This window comes from Streptomyces rubellus (assembly GCF_036323805.1).
Taxonomy (GTDB): Bacteria; Actinomycetota; Actinomycetes; order Streptomycetales; family Streptomycetaceae; genus Streptomyces.
In genome coordinates this window covers 72,126-93,267 of the sequence record NZ_JAZDCX010000012.1, presented here as the reverse complement: position 1 = coordinate 93,267, position 21,142 = coordinate 72,126, and the positions used below count along the sequence as shown (strand labels likewise).

Below are 21,142 nucleotides of genomic sequence, written 5' to 3'. Positions count from 1 at the left end.
GTCCGGGGACGGAACCCTGAGCCGGCCCCGGGCGGGCCGGCTCAGGGCCGTACGTAGCGCAGGACGCCCCACATGCTGTCCGGGCCCGCCTGGCCGGCGGAGCCGGCCGCCGCGCAGGCCGCCAGCTCCCCGCGCACGGCTCCGGCGTCGATACCGGAGCCGATCAGCACCAGCCGTGTCGTACGCGGCTCGTCGCGCTCCCACGGCCGAGGGCTGAAGCGCAGGAAGCGGCCGACGGTGTGCACCTCGAACTTCTGCCGGTGGCCCGGTACCCCGAAGTACACGAAGCCCTTGATCCGGTACAGACCGTCCGGCCTGCCGTCGAGGAACGCCATGAACCGGCGCGGGTCCACCGGCTCCCCGGCGGTGAACTCCACGCTCTGGTAGGCGGTGTGCGGGTGCCCGGCGTGCCCGCCGTCCTCCGCCGCGCGGAGTTCGGCCCGCAGGTCCTCGAAGGACAGCTGCCGTACGGCCGTCGTCTCCGCCGGTTCCGGGCTCCGGTCGAAGAGCAGCTCCGGGTCGATCCGGCCGTGCGAGGCGCGGACCACCGGGGCGCCCCGGGCCAGCCGCCGCAGCTCCGTCTCCAGTCCGGACAGCCCGGCCTCGCCGACGCGGTCGGCCTTGTTGAGCACCACCAGGTCGGCCATGGCCACATGCCGTCCGATCTCGGGGTGCCGGGCCCGGACGGCCTCGAACTCGGCGGCGTCGACGACCTCGACGAGTCCGCCGTAGACGATGTCCTCGTTCCCGCTCGACAGGATCATCCGGATCAGTGTCTCCGGCTCGGCCAGTCCGCTGGCCTCCACCACGATCACGTCGATGCCCGCCGCGGGACGGGCCAGCCTCTCCAGCATCTCGTCCAGATCGGCGGTGTCGACGGCGCAGCACAGGCAGCCGTTGCCCAGGGAGACCATCGAGTCGACCTGTCCGGCCACCGCCATGGCGTCGATCTCGATGCTGCCGAAGTCGTTGACGATCACACCGATCCGGCTGCCTCCGCTGTGCGAGAGGAGGTGGTTGAGCAGCGTCGTCTTCCCCGACCCCAGGAAACCGGCCAGCACCACGACCGGGATCCGCTTCCTGACCAAGCTCACGCCTCCATCGTGCCGGGTGTGCGATCGGCAGCCGTACCGGGACGGCTGCCGATCGTAGCCGACGCCCCGGACCCGCCCGGGACCCGGGCCGTCCGGGACCGGAGAGCTAGGCTCGGTGGTGTGAGTACCTGCTCGGCCGCCTCCCGGGCACTGTCCGAACCGCTCGCGGCCACCGCCGCGACGGCCCGGACCTGGCTGTTCGTCGAGCAGCCCGGTCCGTGGGGTGCCAGGGCCGTCACCCAGAGCCACCTCGATCCGGCACTCGGCCGCGCCCTGGAACGGGCCGCCGCCGGCACCGGGGTGCGCGTCGCCCTGATCCGTCGCCCGGGCCGCCACCCGGACCGTCACCGCCCCGCCCGCCGCCGGGTCTACCTCGCCCACACCCTTCCCGGGCGCTCCTGGGTGCGCACCGCCGTGCTGGACGGCCCGGAGCCGCTGCGGGACCTCGACGCGGGCGCCATGACCGCCCTCGGCGCGGGGGAGCACGGCGGCCGGTGGGAGCCGTACGGTGGTGACCCGCTGGCCCTGGTGTGCACCAACGGCAGGCGCGACCGCTGCTGCGCCCTGCTGGGCCGCCCCCTGGCCACCGAACTGGCCGCCGACGGCACCGCCGAGGTGTGGGAGACCACCCACCTCGGCGGCCACCGCTTCTCCCCCACCCTGCTGGTGCTGCCCCACGGCTACGCGTACGGCCGGCTGGCGGGCCATGCCGTCAAGGGCCTCCTGGACGAGCTGCGCCGCGGCCGGGTCGTCACCGACGGCTGCCGCGGCCGCTCGGCCTGGGACCGCCCGGGGCAGGCCGCCGAGCTGGCGGTACGGGCGCTGACGGGCGAGAGGGGCGCCGACGCCCTGACGGTCACCGGTACCGAGGGCGCCGCTCCCGAGTGGCGCGTCACGGTGAGCGGGCCCGCCGGCCGGGGCTGGCGCGCCACCGTCGTCGCGGACACCGCCGTACCCCCGCTGCCCGCCAGTTGCGGGGGTGCGCCCGAGCCGCTGCCCAGGATGACGGTCGCCGCGGTCGTCCCGCGGTGAGCCGTGCCCGGGCCGCTCCCGGTACCGCCGCTCACCGTGCTCCCGCACCCGTCAGCGCCAGGACCTCCGCCCGGGCGTGTCCGGTCGCGTCCACCTGCCCCGGGGAGAGCCGGCTGCCCAGCCAGCCCGCCAGGAAACCGAGCGGGACCGAGACCGGTGCCGGGTTGCTCAGCGGGAAGAGGGCGAAGTCGCGTTCCGGGAGCAGGGCCTGCGGGCCGCCGGAGACGGCCGGGGAGAGCAGCGTCAGGAGGACGACCGACGCCAGACCGCCGTAGAGCGTCCACAGGGCGCCGCGGGCGGTGAAGCGGCGCCAGAAGAGGCTGTACAGCAGCACCGGCAGATGGGCGGAGGCGGCGACCGCGAAGGCCGTTCCGGCGAGGAGGAGGGCGTCCGGGGCGCCGGCGGGGAGCACCAGCGCGACGGCCGCCGCCACCACGGCCACCGCCGCTCTCCGGACGGCCGCGGCGTCGCTCCGGGGCGGCCGGTCCCGGTCCCGGTGCCGGACGGCGGGACCGCGCAGGTCGTGGACGGCCGACACCGCGGCGGCGAGCAGCGCTCCCGCGGCCGCCGCCGAGGCGGTGACGAGAACGGCCGCCGCGACCGCCGCCACCACCGGCCCGGACGGCAGGGTGCCTGTCCCCGGGGCCGCCCCGCCCGCACCGGCGGCGGCGCGTACCGCCTCCGGTGCGGCGGCTCCCGGCCCGAGCACGACCGCCGCCGGCACCAGGAGGCCGGTCAGTCCGGCCGCCCACACCACGGAGTGCCGCGCCGCACGGGCCGTGGGAACGGTACGGAGGCGGGCCAGGACATGCGGCAGCCCGGCGGTGCCCAGGACGAGCGCCAGGGTGAGGCCGGCCAGGTCCAGCCGGGCGGCCCAGCCCTGTCCCGCGCCGGGCACCGGGGAGCCGGGGGCCGGGCCGGAGCCGCCGGGCCCGGCCTCGGCGAGCAGGGCGGCCGGGTCGGCGCCGTGCCCCAGCAGCACCGGTGAGACGAGCGCGAGGGCGCCCGCTGTCAGCAGGACGGCCGCGGCCAGCTGGAGCCGGGTGACCGCGCGCATGCCGCCCTGCAGGACGCAGAGTGCCGCGAGCGCGCCGGCCGCGGCGACGGCGCAGCCGCGGACCACGGCCCCGTCGGCACCGGTGCCGGACGGCAGGAGCGCCGCCAGAGAGCCCGCGGCGGCCAGCTGGGCGGCCAGGTAGAGGACCGAGACGGCGACGGAGGAGATCCCCGCGGCGATCCGGACCGGTCGCCGCCGTGTGCGGACGGTGAGCACGTCGGCGAGGGTGCGGCGGCCGCGGTTGCGGACGAGCTCGGCGATCAGGAGGACGACCGGCCAGGCGGCGAGGAGGGCCGCGCAGTGGAGCATCCCGTCATGGCCGCGGAGGGCGACCGGTCCGGCCGCGCCGAGAAGGACGGCGGCGGGCAGCTGGGCACCGACGAGGGCGAGGCCGTTCCGCCCTGCCGGCAGCGGCCGGCCGCCGGTCACCGGAGCGGCCCCTCGCGGTCTCCCCGTCCGCCGGCCGCCGCGCGGGCCGGCTGCGGGGTCCGCTCCGCCGCGCGGAGCAGCTCCTCGGTCTGCCAGCGCAGCTCCAGCGCCGTCCCGTCCCGGTACAGCCGCGCGTGGCGGGCGTACGCCCCGGCCGGCACCAGGACGGCGGCGAACTGGACGAGCCAGGCCAGCACCCCCACCGTGAGCGGTCCGCCGTCCAGCGGGCGGGCCATCAGCCCGGGCGCGGTGACGGCGGTGGCCGCGTAGGCCAGGTGCAGGGGGAGGAAGGCCGCGGCGGTGGCCAGGACGGAGCGGCGGTGGCGGCGGCGCAGCTCCCGGAAGGGAGCGCCGCGGTGGACGGCGAGCCAGGCGGCGGCGTGTGCGTCCGGCCCGGTGCCGGGCCGCTCCCCGGCGGGCGGGGCGGCGGGGGGCGCGGGCTCGTACCGCTCACCCCAGCCGGAGGCGAGGGCGTCGTACCAGGGGTCGTCGATCCGCATGCCCCAGGATGGGCCGAGCGGCGGGGGCCCGCGGGAGCCGATCCGGAAGTCTTCACCCTTTCAGGGGTCGTCCGGCCCGGGAGTCTCATGGACTCCGCTCCCCCGGGGGAGCGGAGTCCATGAGGCGGGGCGCGTACCGAGCTCGCGTCCCGGAGGTGTGCGCCGTCGGCTCAGATGTCGATCCGGGAGCGGTCCATCGTCGCCGCCGAGGTGGAGATGAACTCCTTGCGCGGCGCGACCTCGTTGCCCATCAGCAGGTCGAAGGTCCGCTCGGCGGTCTCCAGGTCGCTGATGTTGATGCGCCGCAGGGTGCGGTGGCGCGGATCCATCGTCGTCTCCGCGAGCTGGTCGGCGTCCATCTCGCCCAGTCCCTTGTAGCGCTGGATGGAGTCCTTGAAGCGGACCCCCCTGCTCTGCAGGTCCAGGAGGGTCTGGCGCAGTTCGCTGTCGGAGTACGTGTAGATGTACTTCTCCTGCCCCCGCCTGGGGTTGACCAGCTCGACCCGGTGCAGCGGCGGCACCGCCGAGAAGACCCGGCCCTGTTCGACCATCGGCCGCATGTAGCGCTGGAAGAGCGTCAGCAGCAGGCAGCGGATGTGCGCGCCGTCGACGTCGGCGTCGGCCAGGAAGATCACCTTGCCGTAGCGCGCCTGGTCGATGTCGAAGGTCCGGCCGGACCCGGCCCCTATGACCTGGATGATCGCACCGCACTCGGCGTTCTTCAGCATGTCCGAGACGGAGGACTTCTGGACGTTGAGGATCTTGCCGCGGATCGGCAGCAGCGCCTGGAACTCCGAGTTGCGGGCGAGCTTGGCGGTGCCCAGGGCCGAGTCGCCCTCGACGATGAACAGCTCGCTGCGCTCCACGTCGTCGCTGCGGCAGTCGGCCAGCTTGGCCGGGAGCGCGGAGGACTCCAGCGCGGTCTTGCGGCGCTGCGCCTCCTTGTGCTGGCGGGCGGCGATACGGGTGCGGGCCGCGGCGACGGCCTTCTCCAGCACCGCGCGGGCCTGCTGCTTGGCGTCACGCCTGGTGGAGGTCAGGAACGCCTTGAGCTCCCTGGAGACCACCTGGGCGACGATCCGGGAGGCCGCCGAGGTGCCCAGCACCTCCTTGGTCTGCCCCTCGAACTGGGGCTCGGCCAGCCGTACGGTCACCACCGCCGTCAGGCCCTCCAGGGCGTCGTCCTTGACGATGTCGTCCTCGGCGACGCGCAGCAGCTTGGTGGCGCGCAGCACCTCGTTCACGGTGCGGGTGACCGCCCGTTCGAAGCCGGCGACGTGGGTGCCGCCCTTGGGGGTGGCGATGATGTTGACGAACGACCTGACCGTGCTGTCGTACCCCGTCCCCCACCGCAGCGCGACGTCCACACCCAGCTCGCGGGTGACCTCGGTGGGGATCATGTGGCCGCGGTCGTCCAGGACCGGGACGGTCTCCTTGAAGGCGCCCTGGCCGGTCAGCCGCAGCACGTCGCAGATCGGCCGGTCCTGGGCGAGGAACTCGCAGAACTCGCTGATGCCCCCGTCGTAGTGGAAGACCTCCTCCGCGGGCGGCGCGCCGTCGGTGCCGCGCTCGTCGCGGACGACGATGGTCAGGCCGGGCACCAGGAAGGCGGTCTGGCGGGCGCGGGCGTACAGGTTCTCCAGGGAGAGCCGGGCGTCCTTGAGGAAGATCTGCCGGTCGGCCCAGTACCGCACCCGGGTGCCGGTCCGGGTCCTGGGAAGCTTCTTCCCCTTGCGCAGACCGCTCGCCGGGTCGAAGGGGGCGTCGGGGCCGGACTCGGTGAAGATGCCCGGGACACCGCGCCGGAAGCTGATGGCGTGGGTGCGCCCGTCGCGGTCGACCTCGACGTCGAGGCGGGCGGACAGGGCGTTGACGACGGAGGCTCCGACACCGTGCAGACCGCCCGAGGCGGCGTACGAGCCGCCTCCGAACTTGCCGCCGGCGTGCAGCTTGGTCATCACGACCTCGACACCCGACAGCCCCGTCTTGGGCTCGACGTCGACGGGGATGCCGCGGCCGTTGTCCCGCACCTCGACCGAGCCGTCCTCGTGGAGGACCACCTCGATGTGGTCGCAGTGGCCCCCGAGTGCCTCGTCGACGGAGTTGTCGATGATCTCCCAGAGGCAGTGCATCAGACCGCGGCTGTCGGTGGAGCCGATGTACATGCCGGGCCGCTTGCGCACCGCCTCCAGCCCTTCGAGGACGAGCAGGTGCCGCGCGGTGTAGTTGGAACCGTCACGGTCCGCTCCCGTCAGCAGGGCGGTGGACGGCATGGGTGTTCCCCTGCCGGAGGCCAGGGGAGTCTCGGCGGTCACGCGGTTCGCTCCTCGCTGAATTTCGCTGGGGATGGCTCTGTCTTGCCGGTCAGAGGGTACCGAGGCCCAGGAGAGCCCAGGTGACACCACCCAGGAGACGCCCAGGAGACCCCCGGGAGAGACGTTATGCTAACTCAGTATCGACCAGGTGTTCGATGAACAGCCCTGGTGACGTGTACATCACGTTCCCTTCCGGGCATGAACCCTCTAGGCTCCGGGCACGTCCTCAGGAACAGACCGGGAGACCGGCGCCGGAGGAGACAACCGAACAGACAACATGACGGCAAAGATCAAAAAATCTCTGTAAACGGCTCATTCGCCGCCATCCCGGCAACAGTCAGCCACCTCACAGAGAGATTTTCCGAGGAAAAGCCACGAGCGGGAACGTTTTCGGCCTGGTTGGATGTTGACCCTGGTACGACAGCTCGTCGAGCTAGAGAAGAGGCGACGTGACTACTGTTCTGACCCCCGCGAGCCCGCTGACGGCCGCTGACCGCTGTGACCGCTGCGGCGCCCAGGCATACCTGCGCGTAGTGCTGCTCAGCGGTGGAGAGCTGCTGTTCTGCGCCCACCACGGCCGCAAGTTCGAGCCGGAACTGAAGAAGATCGCCGCGGAGATACAGGATGAGACGGAGCGGCTCACCGCCACTCCCGCGACCGCGGGCGAAAGCGAGCGCTGACGGCTCATCCGCCGATCCGGCGGCATCCGCGTCTTCATCCATCCGACGAGCCTCGGCCGGTCCAGGGCCGGTCGCGACGGGCGGCCACTCCAGACGGGGTGGCCGCCCGTTCCCGTCTCCGGGGGCGGGGCCGGCCACCCGCCCCGTCCAGCGTGGAGCACACGGCCGGTTTCCGCATCCGGAGGCCTCCCCGTGGGGAGCCCGTCCCGCGGCGCGCACACGACGGCGGGCGGGGTGGTGCGGGCTTGTCCGCCCGCACCACCCCGCCCGCCGTCACACGATCCCGGTCCGGGCCCCGGCTCAGTCCAGGTAGTCTCGCAGCACCTGCGAGCGGGACGGGTGGCGCAGCTTCGACATCGTCTTGGACTCGATCTGCCGGATCCGCTCCCTGGTCACGCCATAGACCTTGCCGATCTCGTCCAGGGTCTTGGGCTGGCCGTCGGTGAGACCGAAGCGCATGGAGACCACACCCGCCTCACGCTCACTGAGCGTGTCGAGCACCGAGTGGAGCTGCTCCTGCAGCAGGGTGAAGCTGACCGCGTCGGCCGGGACGACCGCCTCGGAGTCCTCGATGAGGTCACCGAACTCGCTGTCGCCGTCCTCGCCGAGCGGAGTGTGCAGGGAGATCGGCTCGCGGCCGTACTTCTGCACCTCGACGACCTTCTCCGGGGTCATGTCGAGTTCCTTGGCCAGCTCCTCCGGGGTGGGCTCGCGGCCCAGGTCCTGAAGCATCTGGCGCTGGACACGCGCGAGCTTGTTGATCACCTCGACCATGTGCACCGGGATGCGGATGGTGCGGGCCTGGTCGGCCATGGCCCGGGTGATGGCCTGGCGGATCCACCAGGTCGCGTACGTCGAGAACTTGTAACCCTTGGTGTAGTCGAACTTCTCGACGGCGCGGATCAGGCCCAGATTGCCCTCCTGGATCAGGTCCAGGAAGAGCATGCCGCGACCGGTGTAGCGCTTGGCCAGGGAGACCACCAGACGGAGGTTGGCCTCCAGCAGGTGGTTCTTGGCGCGGCGGCCGTCCTCGGCGATGATCTCCAGCTCGCGCTTGAGTTTGGGAGCGAGCTTGTCGCTGTTGGCGAGTTTGTCCTCGGCGAAGAGGCCGGCCTCGATGCGCTTGGCCAGTTCGACCTCCTGCTCGGCGTTGAGCAGGGGGACCTTGCCGATCTGCTTGAGGTAGTCCTTGACCGGGTCGGCGGTGGCACCCGCGGCGGCGACCTGCTGGGCCGGGGCGTCGTCCTCGTCCTCGTCGGACAGGACGAAGCCCTCACTCTCGCCCTTGGGCTCGACCACGGGATCGTCGGCCGCCTTGCCGCCCTTGACCAGGGGCTCCTCGAGAACCTCCTCGCCGCCCTCGACCAGCTCGTCCGCCGTCTTCTTGGCGGTGGTCTTCTTGGCCGCCGTCTTCTTGGCCGCCGTCTTCTTGGCGGCGGCCTTCTTGGCGGTGGCCTTCTTGGCCGCCGTCTTCCTGGCGGGTTTCGCCGGAGCCTCTTCCACGGGCTCCTCCGCGTCCTCCGCCGGGCTCTCCGCGGTGGCGGCGACCTTCCTGACGGTGGTCTTCTTCGCGGCAACCGTCTTGGTGGCGGTGGTGCGCTTGGCGGGGGACTTCGCCGCGACGCTCTTGCGGGTGCGCTTGGGCGCCTCGGCGGCGCTCACCATCAGCGTCACCCCCTCCTCGTCGAGGATCTGGTTGAGGCTGCGCAGGACGTTCTTCCACTGGGTCGGCGGAATCTGGTCAGCCTCGAAGGCCCGACGCACATCGTCGCCGGCGATCTGCCCCTCGGCCTTTCCCCGCTCAATGAGCGCCATCACGGACGCGGACTCGGCGATCTCCGCGGGGAGCGTACGGGATGTGCTGGCCGACACGAACAACCTCTCGGAACGATGGAAACGGCTTCGGCCCCGCCCACGAAGGATCCGGAACCTGCAAACCCCGGTGGGGATGACCGGTGGCTCGGGTGGAGCGATGGAGAAACTACAACGCCGGACACGGCGTCTTTACTCCCCCGGTGGCTGCCACCTCTAGAGTCATCGCGCTGCCACGCGAAGCGTTACGCCTGATTCGAGTGTCCCGAGTCACAGGACATATCCGACCGGTCCCCTCTTTCCCGGCATACCTCCGGGGCATGCGCCCCGGACGCCGGTGCGGCGGGGCACGGATCACGAGGCGGGTACGGGCGTCGCCGGGACCCGCCCGGTGCGGGCCCCGGCGACGCTCCGCGGTGCGGCCGGCGGCGGGGGTCAGTGCTCGCGCGGGGCCGGCACCACATGGTCGGAGGAGCCGCCCTGCTGCGGGGCCGCCGGGGTGTCGGACGGCACGGCGGAACCGGGGGCGGGGGCGGACAGTTCGGAGGAGACCGCGAGCAGCTGGCGCACCGCGCCCTCGGCGACGGCGGCCTCGCCGGACGCGACGGCGTCGGCGATCCTCCGGTGATGTGCCACCGACGCCTCGGTGGGACGCTCGCAGCCCGCCGCCGGAGCCCCGGAGACCCGGAGAGCGGCCCCGACGATGCCGGAGAGGTGTTCCAGCATCCGGTTGCCCGCCGCCTGCAGAAGCAGGGCGTGGAACTCGGCGTCCGCCCGCGAGAAGGTCAGGGCGTCCCCCTGGGCGAGTGTGTGCCCCATGATTCCGACCATGTCGGCAAGACGCTGCTGAGTCTCGTCACCGCCGCGGTCGGCCGCGAGCCGGGCGGCGAGCGGCTCGATGGCCCAGCGCAGCTCGCACAGTTCACGGCGCTGGTTCTCGCGCTGCGGGCCGAAGGCGCGCCACTCGATGATGTCGGGGTCGAGGAGGTTCCAGTCGCTGACCGGACGGACCCGCGTACCGACATTGGGACGGGCGCTGACCAGCCCCTTGGCCTCGAGGACCCGGAGGGACTCGCGGACGACGGTGCGGGAGACCTCGAAGCGCTGGCCGATCTCCTCGGGGACGAGTGGGCGGTCGGCCCCGATGTCGCCGGAGGCGATCATCTGGCCCAGCTGCTGTACGAGCTGCCCGTGCAGACCGCGCCCCCGGTTCCCGGCGGCACGGCGGCCGGCCGCCCTGGCCATGTCCGCCTCCCCGCTGTCCCAGGCGGGAACACTGGTGGCGCGGGGCGCGCCGGTCGACTCGGCGTGGGCGCGGCGGTCCGGCTCGCCCGGGCCGGCCGGGCCGGAGTCGGCGGAGCGGGCCGAGGTCATCGTGGTGTGCGCAAGGGTAGTCACGCATCCTTTGTCGGCGGTACTCCGGACGGCCTTGAGGGCTTTGCTGAAAAGCACACGAAAGGGTGATCAGCGACCTCTGCATAATTGACGCCTTATCGGAAGGAAAGAATCTCTCGCTCGGATGTGCGCCGCGTCCCCACGCGCGATGGCGGCCCGGCGGCGGGGCCACGGCGCGGGCCCGGGAGGCTCCCGCGCCCGGCCGTCCGCCCGCGCTTTCCTCCGGCGCTCCCCCTCAGATCTCCGGGCGCAGCATGGGAGGGTTGAGCAGTGTCGCCCCGCCCGCGCGGAACAGTTGTGCGGGCCGCCCGCCCTGACGTGTCGTCGTACCACCCGTCGGCACCAGGAAACCCGGGGTGCCGGTGACCTTGCGGTGGAAGTTCCGCGGATCGAGCACGACGCCCCACACCGCCTCGTAGACCCGCCGCAGCTCGCCCACCGTGAACTCCGGCGGACAGAAGGCGGTGGCGAGCGAGGAGTACTCGATCTTCGACCGGGCCCGCTCCACCCCGTCCGCGAGGATCCGGGTGTGGTCGAAGGCGAGCGGGTCGGACCGTTCACCGTCCGGGACCAGCAGGGTGTCCACCGGTGCCCAGCGGACGCTGTGCGCGTCGCCGCCCGCCGTGGGAGTGGGCAGGTCGGGGGCGAGTACCAGGTGGGCGACACTGACCACCCGCATCCGCGGATCCCGTTCCGGGGCCCCGTAGGTCGCGAGCTGTTCGAGATGGGCACCCGCGTGCGGACTGTCCGGGCCCTGGACGCGCAACCCGGTCTCCTCGGTGAGCTCCCGGGCGGCGGCGGCCTCAAGTCCCTCGTCGACGCGCACGAAACCGCCGGGCAGCGCCCACCTGCCCTGGTGCGGCGGCTCGCCCCGGCGGACCACCAGCGCGCACAACGCGTGCCTGCGCACGGTGAGCACGACCAGATCGACGGTGACGGCGAAGGGCGGGAAGGCCGACGGGTCGTAGGGCATGACGCGATCATAGTCGTCTGCCTGACGATAAACAGGGTCGTGTGCGGCTCCGTCCTCACCCGCGGACCACCGGGGCACCGAGGTCGCGTTCGGCCCGCTGCCGCCGCAGGCACTCGCGCAGTGGTTCGGGGTCGATCCCGCTGCCGCAGGCACTGTGCAGCAACCGTGCGAAGAGGTACTCCGGATCGGTTTCCAGCGCCCGGCCCAGCGCCACACGCGCTCCCGTTTGGTCGCCGCCGGACCAGGCGACCCACCCCGCCAGGGTGAGCGGGGCCGCGGCGTGCTCCGCGTAGGCGCCGACACACCGCCGGGCCAGCGCCCGCCACAGCCTGAGCGCGGGCGCCGCGTCCTCGCCCTCCATCCACTCCGCCGCCCAGTCCCGGGTGACCCTGTCCTGGAGTCCGAGGATCAGGGCGGCGGCCTCCTCGTGGGAGAGGAGACCGTCGTCCCGGGCGTCGGCACGGGCCTCCCCCACTCCCCGGCCCCCCGCGGGCACGGACCGGTAGCGGTCCAGCAGCCGGCGGGCGAGCGCGATCGTCTCGGTGCGCACGGCCCGCCGGTCCGCGTCACCGAGCAGCCGGGGCACCAGAGCGGTGCCCGCGAGGTCGAGGGCCTGCTCCTGCGGCTCCGCGACCGGCGGGCCGAGCGGTGCCAGTCTGGCCGTCAGTTCCTTCAGGGAGCCCGCCACCCGCACCCCGGCGTAGGCGGCGGCCGCGGCGATGACCGGAGTCCCGCGGGATTCCAGCGGGGTGCCCTCGTCCGGGCAGCAGCGGGAGTCGGGGCAGCAGTAGGACCAGTACCGGCCGCCGGACACGCACAACGCCTCGTACACGGGCATGTCCAGCGCCCCGCAGGCGGTCCGCAGCAGCTGGGCGAGCGGCCTGAGCCGCTCCATCACGGCCCGCCCGCCGCCGTCGACCGGATCCTGGCACAAGAAGAGGAGAACCCCGTCGGGAGTGCCGCCGCGCGCGGCGGCACTCCCGCGCAGGCAGTCGGCGAGCTGCCCGGCGGTTTCGGCCCATGCCTCCTCCCCGGCGGGGATGCCCGCCCGGAGCCTGCCCCCGAAACGTCCGCCCGGGCCGTGGAGGCCGACCAGGACGATGGAGTCGTCGGGGTGGTAACCGAGCAGGTAGGGAAGGGATTCGACCAGTTCGGCCGGGCCGCGCAGGGTGACGCGGGTGGCGGCGGACGACTGCGGGGCTGATTCGCTGTGCTGTGTCATGCCCCGACAGTGGCCCCGACGGGCAACGCTTCGCATCCCGTTTGTCCACAGGTGCTCCCTTTATTCATATTCATCATATGAGTGCTGGATCATCCACAGCCCGTTCGCCCTGTGTCGGTGCGATCGGGTTGCATGGAGGCATGAGCGAGGAGAACCTGCGCGCCGCCGCCGACACCGTCCTGTCCCGCCTCACCGGTGACACCACCGGTGAGGCACGGCTGCGCACCGATCAGTGGCGGGCCGTCGAAGCCCTGGTGGTGCGGCGCCGGCGGACCCTGGTGGTGCAGCGCACCGGTTGGGGAAAGTCGGCGGTGTACTTCGTCGCGACCGCCCTGCTGCGCGAGCGCGGCAGTGGACCGACCGTGATCGTCTCTCCCCTGCTGGCGCTGATGCGCAACCAGATCGAGGCCGCAGAGCGGGCCGGCATCCGCGCCCGCACGATCAACTCGGCGAACACCGAGGAGTGGGAGACGGTCCACGGCGAGGTGGCCGCGGGCGAGGTCGACGTACTGCTGGTGAGCCCCGAACGTCTCAACCACCCGGACTTCCGCGACCAGGTGCTGCCGGAACTGGCCGCCACGACCGGGCTGCTGGTGGTCGACGAGGCGCACTGCATCTCCGACTGGGGCCATGACTTCCGGCCCGACTACCGGCGGCTGCGCACGATGATTGCCGAACTGCCGCCGGGCGTCCCGGTGCTCGCCACCACCGCGACGGCCAACGCCCGGGTCGCGGCCGACGTGGCCGAGCAACTGGGCACCGGCGGGGAGTCGGCGGACGCCCTCGTACTGCGCGGCCCGCTGGAGCGGGACAGCCTCCGGCTGGGTGTGCTGCGCCTGCCGGACGCGGCGCACCGGCTGGCCTGGCTCGACAGCCATCTCGGAGAGCTGCCGGGCTCCGGGATCGTCTACACGCTGACGGTGTCGGCCGCCGAGGAGGTGGCGGCCTTCCTGCGGCAGCGCGGTCACACGGTCTCCTCCTACACCGGGAGGACCGAGAACGCCGACCGGGAGGCGGCCGAGGCGGATCTGCTCGCCAACCGGGTGAAGGCCCTGGTGGCCACCTCCGCGCTGGGCATGGGATTCGACAAGCCGGATCTCGGCTTCGTCGTCCACCTCGGCTCGCCCTCCTCCCCCATCGCCTACTACCAGCAGGTGGGACGGGCCGGGCGCGGTGTGGAGCACGCCGAGGTGCTGCTGCTGCCGGGCCCGGAGGACGAGGCGATCTGGCGTTACTTCGCCTCCCTGGCCTTTCCTCCCGAGGAACAGGTGCGCCGCACGCTGGAGGTGCTGGCGGCGGCCGGCCGGCCGCTGTCGCTGCCCGCTCTGGAACCGCTGGTGGAACTGCGCCGATCGCGGCTGGAGACGATGCTCAAGGTACTCGACGTGGACGGCGCGGTGCGGCGGGTGCGCGGCGGCTGGACGGCCACCGGCGTGCCGTGGTCCTACGACGCCGAGCGGTACGCCCGGGTGGCGCGGCAGCGCCAGGACGAGCAGCGGGCGATGCGGGAGTACGTCACCGTTCCCGGGTGCCGGATGGAGTTCCTGCGGCGGCTGCTGGACGACGAGGCGGCGGCACCCTGCGGTCGCTGCGACAACTGCGCGGGCCCCCGCTTCGGCACCGAGGTCGATCCGGCCTCGCTGGAGGCCGCACGGGGCACCCTGGGGCGCCCGGGGGTGGAGGTGGAGCCCCGCAGGATGTGGCCGACGGGCCTGTCCGCGGTCGGGCTGGATCTCAAGGGCCGTATTCCGCCCGGGGAACAGGCCGCGCCGGGCAGGGCACTCGGGCGGCTCTCGGACATCGGCTGGGGCAACCGGCTGCGCCCCCTGCTGAGTCCGCAGTCGGCGGACGGGCCGGTGCCGGACGACGTGGCCGACGCCGTGGTCTCGGTGCTCGCCGACTGGGCGAGGGGGCCCGGCGGCTGGGCCTCCGGCCAGGCGGAGGCCCCGGCCCGGCCGGCGGGAGTGGTCACGATCGACTCACGGACCCGGCCACGGCTGATCCACTCGCTCGGGGAGCGGATCGCGGCGATCGGCCGGATACCGCTGCTGGGCACCGTGGAGTACACCGGCGAGGAGGTGGACACCCGCGTCCCGCGCAGCAACAGCGCCCAGCGGCTCAGGGCGCTGCAGGGGGCGCTGACCGTTCCCGGGCCGCTGGCGGAGGCGGTCGCCGCCGCCAGCGGCCCGGTGCTGCTGGTGGACGACTTCACCGACACCGGCTGGACCCTGGCCGTGGCCGCTCGGCTGCTGCGGCGGGCAGGCGCGGCGGGAGTGCTGCCGCTGGTCCTCGCGGTACAGGGATGAGACGCGGAAACGGGCTTCCCGGTCGCCGGAAGCGGTGCAGCTGTGCGGGAAGTGATCCAGGAGACCGGATGTTCCATTGCCGCGGCCGTCCGCACCGGTGAGAATCGGTCGCAGACCCGGACGAGGAACGAAGGGAGAGACCATGGCCTTGACCTTCGGCTTCGCCTCACCGCACACCGACTCCCCACCCCGGCTGGGCCGCGTCCTCGAGCCCGCCGAGTGGGCCGCCGCCGGAATTCCCCTGCTGCGCAATCCCCGTGAGGTGGTCACCGGTCTGCACACCCGTCACCGGCCCGGACCGACCACCACCGTGGTCGCGGTGCTGGGGCCGGACGAACGGCTCGTCGCAAGCGCCTCGTTCACCCGGTCCGGCTCCCGGTCCGACGGCTGGGAATGCCGCAACGTCCTGCTGTCCCAGCTGCGCAGGATCATCCCGCACGACCTGCGCCGCCGCAGGCCGGTACGCACCGCCGTCCTGCTGTGTTCCCGGGAGAGCGGATCCGGCTGGACCGAGGAGGACGGCGCGTGGATGTGGGGGCTGCGTGACGCCTGCATGCTGCACGGCCTGCGGTGCGGGGCGTACATGACGCTGACCCGGGCCGGATGGCAGGTACTCGGCGAGGAGCGCTGCGGCCGGCGCCCGGCCGTCGTTCCCGCCGGGCGGAACGGACGGCCGGAAGGCGGTGCACACGGGCGGACGAGCCGGACGGCGGTCCGCTGACCCGCCGGACGCGCGGCGCCCCGGGGCGGGGAAGGGCCACTTCCCGAAGCGGGGCGCCCGGGCCGGATCAGAGCCGGGTCAGAGAAGGCTGCGCAGGCGCCGCGGATCACCACAGACGACCAGGCGCGACCCCGTCCTGGCGAGGGCGGCGGGCAGTGCCTCGGCGGCCTGTTCGTCCGTGCCTCCGTTGACGGCGAGGACGACGACCGCGCGGCGGCGGGTGCGACCGGCGGCCGACGCGCAGGCGTAGAAGACGTCCTCGCCGTCGGCATGCTGGCGCCAGTAGGCGTCCTCGCCGAAGGACATCTCGTGCTGGGCCCACGGATGCGGGTCACCGGTGGTGAACACCAGGACGTCGCCGGGGGGGCAGCCCTCGTCCAGCAGTCCGTCCACCACCCCGTCGGCCGTCTCGACCGCGGTCGTGTCCGTGGCCTCGACGAGCTGGATCTGCGGTGCCGTCCCGGCCTCCGCCGCTCGCGGTGCCTTCCTCGCGCCCGCACCGGGCTGCGGGGGGACCGCGGCGCGCACCGGCGCGGGACGGCCGGGGACGCTCCGGCCGCGGTCCGCCCGCGGTGGTGCGGGCCGGGGGCCGGGCCGGGGACCGGGGATGGAGGGGCGGGGGGGCTGGGGGGTCCGGGCGGTGCCCGCCGGGTTGCGGGGGCCGGGGACGTTCGGGTGGATCGTGGGCTCCTCGGAGCTGTGCGGCATGGGGTGTTGTCTATCAAACGCCGGTGCGGAACGATCCGGCGGGTTCGGAGAAAAGTGCGATTCAGACGGCCGTACCCCGGTTCAGAAGAGACCGATCTGCTCGGTTCGTTCCGTACGTGTCCGTTTCAGATGCCGCCAGCGCGGCAGGGCGTCCAGGTACGACCACGACAGCCGGTGGTGCGGGGTGGGTCCCAGTTCCGCCAGGGCGGCGCGGTGGACGGGCGAGGGATAGCCGGCGTTGCGGTCGAAGGCGAAGGCCGCGCACTCGTCGCCCAGCCGTGCCATGAGGGCGTCGCGGCGCACCTTGGCGATCACGGAGGCGGCCGCCACGGCGACACAGGACCGGTCACCCTTGACCACCGTGCGGACCCGCCAGGGCGGCCCCAGGTAGTCATGGCTGCCGTCGAGGATGACGGCGTCGGGGCGGACCGGCAGTGCCTCCAGCGCGCGTACGGCGGCGAGCCGGAGCGCGGCCGTCATGCCCAGTTCGTCGATCTCCCCCGGGGAGGCGTGGCCCAGGGCGTGGGCGGTGACCCAGTCGGTGAGCACCCCGGCCAGTTCGGCCCGGCGGCCGGGACTGATGAGCTTGGAGTCCGTGAGCCCCTCGGGCGGCCGCCGCAGACCGGTGACCGCCGCGCAGACGGTGACGGGCCCGGCCCAGGCCCCGCGGCCGACCTCGTCGACCCCGGCGACGACCTTGGCCCCGGTGAGGGCGCGCAGGGAACGTTCGACGCGGTGGGTGGGAGGCTCGTACGGCATGGCGCCAGCCAGGGTACGCCCCTCCTCGCGGAGCGCGCCCAGCGGGGCGGGAGCGCCCCGGACGGAGGACGCACCACCCGCCCTCAGCCGGTGCGCGGGCCGAGCAGCGGCATCATCACCCGGTCGACGATCTCGGTGATGTCCGACTCCGCGACCGGGGCACCGGTCACCTTGTGGCGGTACAGCATCAGGGCCGGCATCACGTCCGCGACGAGGCACTCGCCCTCCTCGGCGTCGGGCCGGACCTCACCGCGCGCGATGCCGCGTCGCACCACCTCGCCGATCATCCGCTTTCCCGGCTCCACCGCCCGGCCGAGGATGATCCCTATGAAGCGCTCGGCCTCCGTCCGGTCGCACTCGTCGATGAGGGCCCGCAGCGCGCAGCCGCCCGGGGAGTACATCGCCCGCAGCAGCCGTACGCCCAGTTCGATCAAGTCCTCGCGCAGACTGCCGCGGTCCGGCGGCCCCTCCGGGTCCGGCAGCGCGGCCCGCAGCGCGTCGGCCACCAGATCACCCTTGGAGGGCCAGCGGCGGTAGACGGCCGCCTTGCCGGTACGGGCCCGGGTGGCCACTCCCTCCATCGTCAGGCTCGTCCATCCGACACTGCCCAGCTGTTCGAGAGCAGCGTCGAGGATCGCGCGCTCCAGCTCGGGACCGCGGCGGCGCACACCCGGTGCGCCCGTGTCCGTGTCCGTGTTGCGCGAAGTGGCCATGTCCGTCTCTCCGTTGGTTCGCGATCACCGCTCGCCGTCCACCGGTCCGCCGACCGGCGGACGGCCGCCACACCCCCTCAGTGAACGCTTGCGTTCACTGAGGATGCCTTACTAGGGTGATACCCAGTGAACGGCCGCGTTCACTATTCATTCTTGGGGGAATCACCCGTGGCAACCTCTCAGTTGGTCACCGATCAACAAGAAAAGCAAGTATCCGGGCAGCGGAACCGGCGCGGAATCGCACTGTTCGTGATCGCCGCCTGCCAGCTCATGGTGGTCCTCGACTCCACCATCGTGAACATCGCGCTCCCGCACGTCAGGGAGGCACTCGGCTTCTCCACCACGGGTCTGTCCTGGGTGGTCACTTCCTACACCCTCACCTTCGGCGGTCTGCTGCTGCTCGGCGGCCGGGCCGGCGACATCCTCGGACGGCGCCGCGTCTTCATGACCGGCGTCCTGCTGTTCGTCCTGGCCTCCCTGCTGGGCGGGCTGGCGCAGGAGCCCTGGCAGCTGCTCGTGGCGCGCGCCCTGCAGGGGGTGGGCGGCGCGATCGCCTCACCGACCTCTCTCGCCCTCGTCGCCACCACCTTTCCGGAGGGCCCGGAGCGCAACCGCGCGTTCGGGGTGTTCGCCGCCGTCTCCGCGGGCGGCGGTGCCATCGGGCTGCTGATGGGCGGCATGCTCACCGAGTGGCTGAGCTGGCGGTGGGTGATGTTCGTCAACGTTCCCATCGGCATCCTGATCGCGGTGCTGGCGCCCGTGTACATCTCGAAGTCGCCGCGCCATCCGGGCCGCTTCGACCTCACCGGTGCGCTGACCTCCACCGGCGGCATGGCCTCCCTGGTCTACGGCTTCATCAGGGCGGCGGAGGAGGGCTGGCGCGACGAGGTCACCCTCGGCGCCTTCGGCGCGGCCTTCGTCCTGCTGGCGGCGTTCGTGCTGAACGAGTCGAAGGTCTCCGACCCGATCACCCCCCTGCGGATGTTCACCGACCGGAACCGCTCGGGGACTTATCTGATCATGCTGAGCCTCGCCGCGGCGATGTTCGGGATGTTCTTCTTCATCGTGCTGTTCGTCCAGGACGTGCTGAACTACTCCCCGATCGCCGCGGGTCTGGCCTTCCTGCCGGTCACCGTCGCCATCGTGGTGGGGGCCGGGCTGTCGCAGCGGCTGCTGCCGGTGCTCGGCCCCAAGCCGTTCGTGGTGACCGGCTCCTTCCTCGCCGGTGTCGGCATGGTGTGGCTGACGTTCACCGACCAGCACAGCAGTTACCTGGACGGCGTTCTGGTACCGATGCTGTTCTTCGGCTTCGGCATGGGACTGAACTTCGTGACCCTGACCCTCACCGCGGTCTCCGGGGTCGCCCAGCACGAGGCGGGCGCGGCCTCCGGCCTGCTCAACGCCACACAGCAGGTGGGCGGTTCGCTCGGTCTGGCCATCCTGATGACCGTCTTCGGCAGCGCGAGCCGCGACGAGGCCGAGAAGCAGATACCCGACTTCATGGCCAACGCCTCGCCGGAGCAGCAGTCGGAGTTCGCCCGCGTCCAGGAACTGCCCGGCCGGTGGGGCGACGCGGTGCTGACCCAGGGCATGTCCACCGCCTTCATGGCGGCGGCCGCACTGGTCGGGCTGGCCCTGCTCACCGCTCTGGTGGTGATACGGGTCCGCAAGAGTGATCTGGAGGCCCTCAGCGGGACGGCGGGCGCGGGGGGACCGGCTGTCTGAACGCGGAGGACCGCACGGACAGGGGAACCACGGAGCGGGAGGGGCGGTCCCGGCCGACCCCGGCACACGGCGCCGGCCCGCGCCCTCCCGCTCCGGCCGCCGGCAGAGGGACCGGGACCGCCGGCGGGAGGTTCGGAGGCCGGGCCCGGGCCTCACCGCAGCCGGCCGCCTCCGTGGTCCTCCGTCGTCCGGAAGGACGCCGGCGGCGGGACGCGAACCCCCCGGCCGGAGCCGCTCACCGGGACCGGCTCCGGTCGGGGGGCCGCTCGTAGAAGCCGGACAGTCCGCGCCCCTCCATGGACTCCCCCACGTACGGTCCTCCGTACGACTCGGGCGTGGTCCAGCGTTCGAAGGGCCGGTCCAGGTGGTAGCGCCCGTCCGGTCCCAGCAACAGCATCCGGATCTCCCCGTTGCCCGGGTTGGACAGCGACTCGAACTCCGCGACCGTCCAGTGCAGCCACCGCATGCAGAACAGCCGCATGGTCAGCCCGTGGGTCACCAGCAGCACGTTCGGCGGATGGTCGGGCAGATCGAAGCTGCGCCACAGGCTCTCCAGGAAGGCCCCGACCCGGTCGTAGACGTCCGCACCGGACTCGCCCTGCGCGAAGCGGTAGAAGAAGTGCCCGTAGGCGTCGCGTGACGCCTTCTGCCGCCGCACGTCCTCCCGGTCCTGCCAGTTCCCCCAGTCCTGCTCGCGCAGCCGGGGCTCCTCGCGCACCCGTACCCGTGTCGGATCCAGACGCAAGGCGCGGAAGGTCTGGTGGGTGCGGCGGTACGGCGAGACGTAGGCCGAGACCCGCTCGTCGCCGAAGAGCTCCCGCAGCCGCTCCCCCGCCTCCTCGGCCTGCCGGATCCCCCGTTCGGTCAGGCCCAGGGCATGGTCGGGAAGACGCTCGTAGACCGAGTCGTCGTGGTTCCCCTCCGACTCACCGTGCCGGACCAGGACGATACGCCGGGGTCGTGCCATGCCCCCACCCTAGGCGTTTCCCTCGCGAGTGGCCCAATCCGGCGGGGAACGCCCCGGCCGGACCCGCCGTCCGGCCGCCGTGCCCGTTCCCCGGGGACCGGACGGTCAGACGGTCCACGCCGGCTCCAGGTCGATCACGTCCCCGGTGACCGCCGTGACGTCGGCGCCGAGTTGGGCACGCAGCGCCAGCCGCTCGATCCGCTCGGCGCGGTACTTGCCGTGCTCCGCGGCCGAGTCCCACATCGACAGCACCATGAACTCGTCCTCGCTGTGCGCCTGGGCGAAGACTCCCCGCAGCATGCCGGGGGATCCGGCCATCGCCGGGTTCCACACCTTCTCCTGCATCAGGGTGTAGTGCTCGACGCGCTCCGGGCGCACCCGGCAGTGGGCGACGCGCAGCAGGTCGGCGTCCGTGAACCGGGGCTGGAACCCCACCTTCACGTCGAAGCGGTACTCGAAGAGGCGGACCTGGGCGTCCTTGTACGTGCCGTTCTGCGCCGCCGCCAGCCGGTCGTGGGAGCGCGCCATGAACGAGTCGTAGAAGGCGCGGCTCTCCCAGAAGCCGAAAAGATGCGCCACCGCCCCCGGCCGGGAGCGACCCCAACCGCCGCCCTGCGCGCGGAAGCCGGGCTCGCCGAGCAGCCCCGCCCACTTCCGCTGCCCCCGCTCGAAGCCGCGTCGGTCGACCACCGTGCACCGCATCCACTTGACCAACACCGCGCCATCGTACGGCC

The 21,142-nt window shown here is 72.9% G+C and carries 18 protein-coding genes; 5 read left to right on the top strand and 13 right to left on the bottom strand.

Annotation, left to right across the window (positions count from 1 at the left end; translation table 11 throughout):
- Positions 1-41 precede the first annotated feature (41 nt).
- Positions 42-1,088 carry a CobW family GTP-binding protein gene (locus V1L54_RS16140; protein WP_330118796.1) on the bottom strand — a complete coding sequence of 349 codons (1,047 nt, stop codon included), beginning with the start codon at positions 1,086-1,088 and terminating at the stop codon, positions 42-44.
- A gap of 126 nt (positions 1,089-1,214) precedes the next feature.
- On the opposite strand from V1L54_RS16140, the gene V1L54_RS16135 reads away from it, so the two are divergent.
- Positions 1,215-2,126 (top strand): ferredoxin family protein, encoded by a 912-nt coding sequence (locus V1L54_RS16135; RefSeq protein ID WP_330118704.1) that lies wholly within the window; start codon positions 1,215-1,217, stop codon positions 2,124-2,126.
- A 31-nt stretch (positions 2,127-2,157) separates the two neighbouring features.
- Here the strand turns inward: V1L54_RS16135 and V1L54_RS16130 are convergent, their stop codons facing one another.
- From V1L54_RS16130 to V1L54_RS16120, 3 genes are all read right to left on the bottom strand, one after another.
- Positions 2,158-3,612: a sodium:solute symporter family transporter gene (locus tag V1L54_RS16130; RefSeq protein WP_330118703.1), complete on the bottom strand. Its 1,455-nt coding sequence runs from the start codon at positions 3,610-3,612 to the stop codon at positions 2,158-2,160.
- A complete protein-coding gene (locus V1L54_RS16125; RefSeq protein WP_330118702.1) occupies positions 3,609-4,112 on the bottom strand; it encodes a DUF485 domain-containing protein in 504 nt (167 codons plus the stop codon). Before V1L54_RS16125 ends, V1L54_RS16130 begins: the two co-directional genes overlap by 4 nt.
- 170 nt (positions 4,113-4,282) lie before the next feature.
- Positions 4,283-6,385, bottom strand: coding sequence for a DNA gyrase/topoisomerase IV subunit B (locus V1L54_RS16120; protein WP_330118795.1), 2,103 nt, complete (start codon positions 6,383-6,385; stop codon positions 4,283-4,285).
- 491 nt (positions 6,386-6,876) lie between these two features.
- Here V1L54_RS16120 and V1L54_RS16115 point away from each other — a divergent pair, with 491 nt between their 5' ends.
- Positions 6,877-7,107: a DUF7455 domain-containing protein gene (locus V1L54_RS16115; RefSeq protein WP_330118701.1), complete on the top strand. Its 231-nt coding sequence runs from the start codon at positions 6,877-6,879 to the stop codon at positions 7,105-7,107.
- 300 nt (positions 7,108-7,407) lie between these two features.
- Here the strand turns inward: V1L54_RS16115 and V1L54_RS16110 are convergent, their stop codons facing one another.
- The 4 genes from V1L54_RS16110 to V1L54_RS16095 form a co-directional block, all read right to left on the bottom strand.
- A complete protein-coding gene (locus tag V1L54_RS16110; protein ID WP_330118700.1) occupies positions 7,408-8,979 on the bottom strand; it encodes an RNA polymerase sigma factor in 1,572 nt (523 codons plus the stop codon).
- A 375-nt stretch (positions 8,980-9,354) separates the two neighbouring features.
- On the bottom strand, positions 9,355-10,371 hold the full coding sequence (locus V1L54_RS16105; RefSeq protein WP_330118699.1) for a FadR/GntR family transcriptional regulator: 1,017 nt from the start codon (positions 10,369-10,371) through the stop codon (positions 9,355-9,357).
- A gap of 178 nt (positions 10,372-10,549) precedes the next feature.
- The gene (locus tag V1L54_RS16100) at positions 10,550-11,287 is read right to left on the bottom strand and encodes an NUDIX hydrolase (protein ID WP_330118698.1); all 738 of its coding nucleotides are present in this window, start codon (positions 11,285-11,287) and stop codon (positions 10,550-10,552) included.
- Between the two features lie 55 nt (positions 11,288-11,342).
- Positions 11,343-12,509, bottom strand: a complete 1,167-nt coding sequence (locus tag V1L54_RS16095) for a DUF4192 domain-containing protein (RefSeq protein WP_330118697.1) — start codon at positions 12,507-12,509, stop codon at positions 11,343-11,345.
- 140 nt (positions 12,510-12,649) lie between these two features.
- Between V1L54_RS16095 and V1L54_RS16090 the strand changes: the two genes are divergently transcribed.
- Positions 12,650-14,815 (top strand): RecQ family ATP-dependent DNA helicase, encoded by a 2,166-nt coding sequence (locus tag V1L54_RS16090; RefSeq protein WP_330118696.1) that lies wholly within the window; start codon positions 12,650-12,652, stop codon positions 14,813-14,815.
- A gap of 148 nt (positions 14,816-14,963) precedes the next feature.
- Positions 14,964-15,536, top strand: coding sequence for a hypothetical protein (locus V1L54_RS16085; RefSeq protein ID WP_443076657.1), 573 nt, complete (start codon positions 14,964-14,966; stop codon positions 15,534-15,536).
- A 78-nt stretch (positions 15,537-15,614) separates the two neighbouring features.
- Here V1L54_RS16085 and V1L54_RS16080 read toward each other — a convergent pair whose 3' ends face one another.
- The 3 genes from V1L54_RS16080 to V1L54_RS16070 all read right to left on the bottom strand — a co-directional run bounded on the left by V1L54_RS16080 (position 15,615) and on the right by V1L54_RS16070 (position 17,716).
- The gene (locus tag V1L54_RS16080; protein WP_330118694.1) at positions 15,615-16,244 is read right to left on the bottom strand and encodes a hypothetical protein; all 630 of its coding nucleotides are present in this window, start codon (positions 16,242-16,244) and stop codon (positions 15,615-15,617) included.
- An 81-nt stretch (positions 16,245-16,325) separates the two neighbouring features.
- Positions 16,326-17,003, bottom strand: coding sequence for a ribonuclease HII (gene rnhB, locus V1L54_RS16075; RefSeq protein ID WP_330118693.1), 678 nt, complete (start codon positions 17,001-17,003; stop codon positions 16,326-16,328).
- An 83-nt stretch (positions 17,004-17,086) separates the two neighbouring features.
- Entirely contained in the window at positions 17,087-17,716 is a 630-nt protein-coding gene (locus tag V1L54_RS16070; protein ID WP_330118692.1) for a TetR/AcrR family transcriptional regulator, read from the bottom strand.
- Between the two features lie 168 nt (positions 17,717-17,884).
- Between V1L54_RS16070 and V1L54_RS16065 the strand changes: the two genes are divergently transcribed.
- Positions 17,885-19,441: an MFS transporter gene (locus V1L54_RS16065; protein ID WP_330118691.1), complete on the top strand. Its 1,557-nt coding sequence runs from the start codon at positions 17,885-17,887 to the stop codon at positions 19,439-19,441.
- A gap of 235 nt (positions 19,442-19,676) precedes the next feature.
- Here the strand turns inward: V1L54_RS16065 and V1L54_RS16060 are convergent, their stop codons facing one another.
- Both V1L54_RS16060 and V1L54_RS16055 read right to left on the bottom strand, forming a co-directional pair.
- Positions 19,677-20,408, bottom strand: a complete 732-nt coding sequence (locus V1L54_RS16060; protein ID WP_330118690.1) for a histidine phosphatase family protein — start codon at positions 20,406-20,408, stop codon at positions 19,677-19,679.
- A gap of 105 nt (positions 20,409-20,513) precedes the next feature.
- Complete coding sequence (locus V1L54_RS16055) at positions 20,514-21,125, bottom strand: YdbC family protein (protein WP_330118689.1); 612 nt, start codon at positions 21,123-21,125, stop codon at positions 20,514-20,516.
- Positions 21,126-21,142 lie beyond the last annotated feature (17 nt).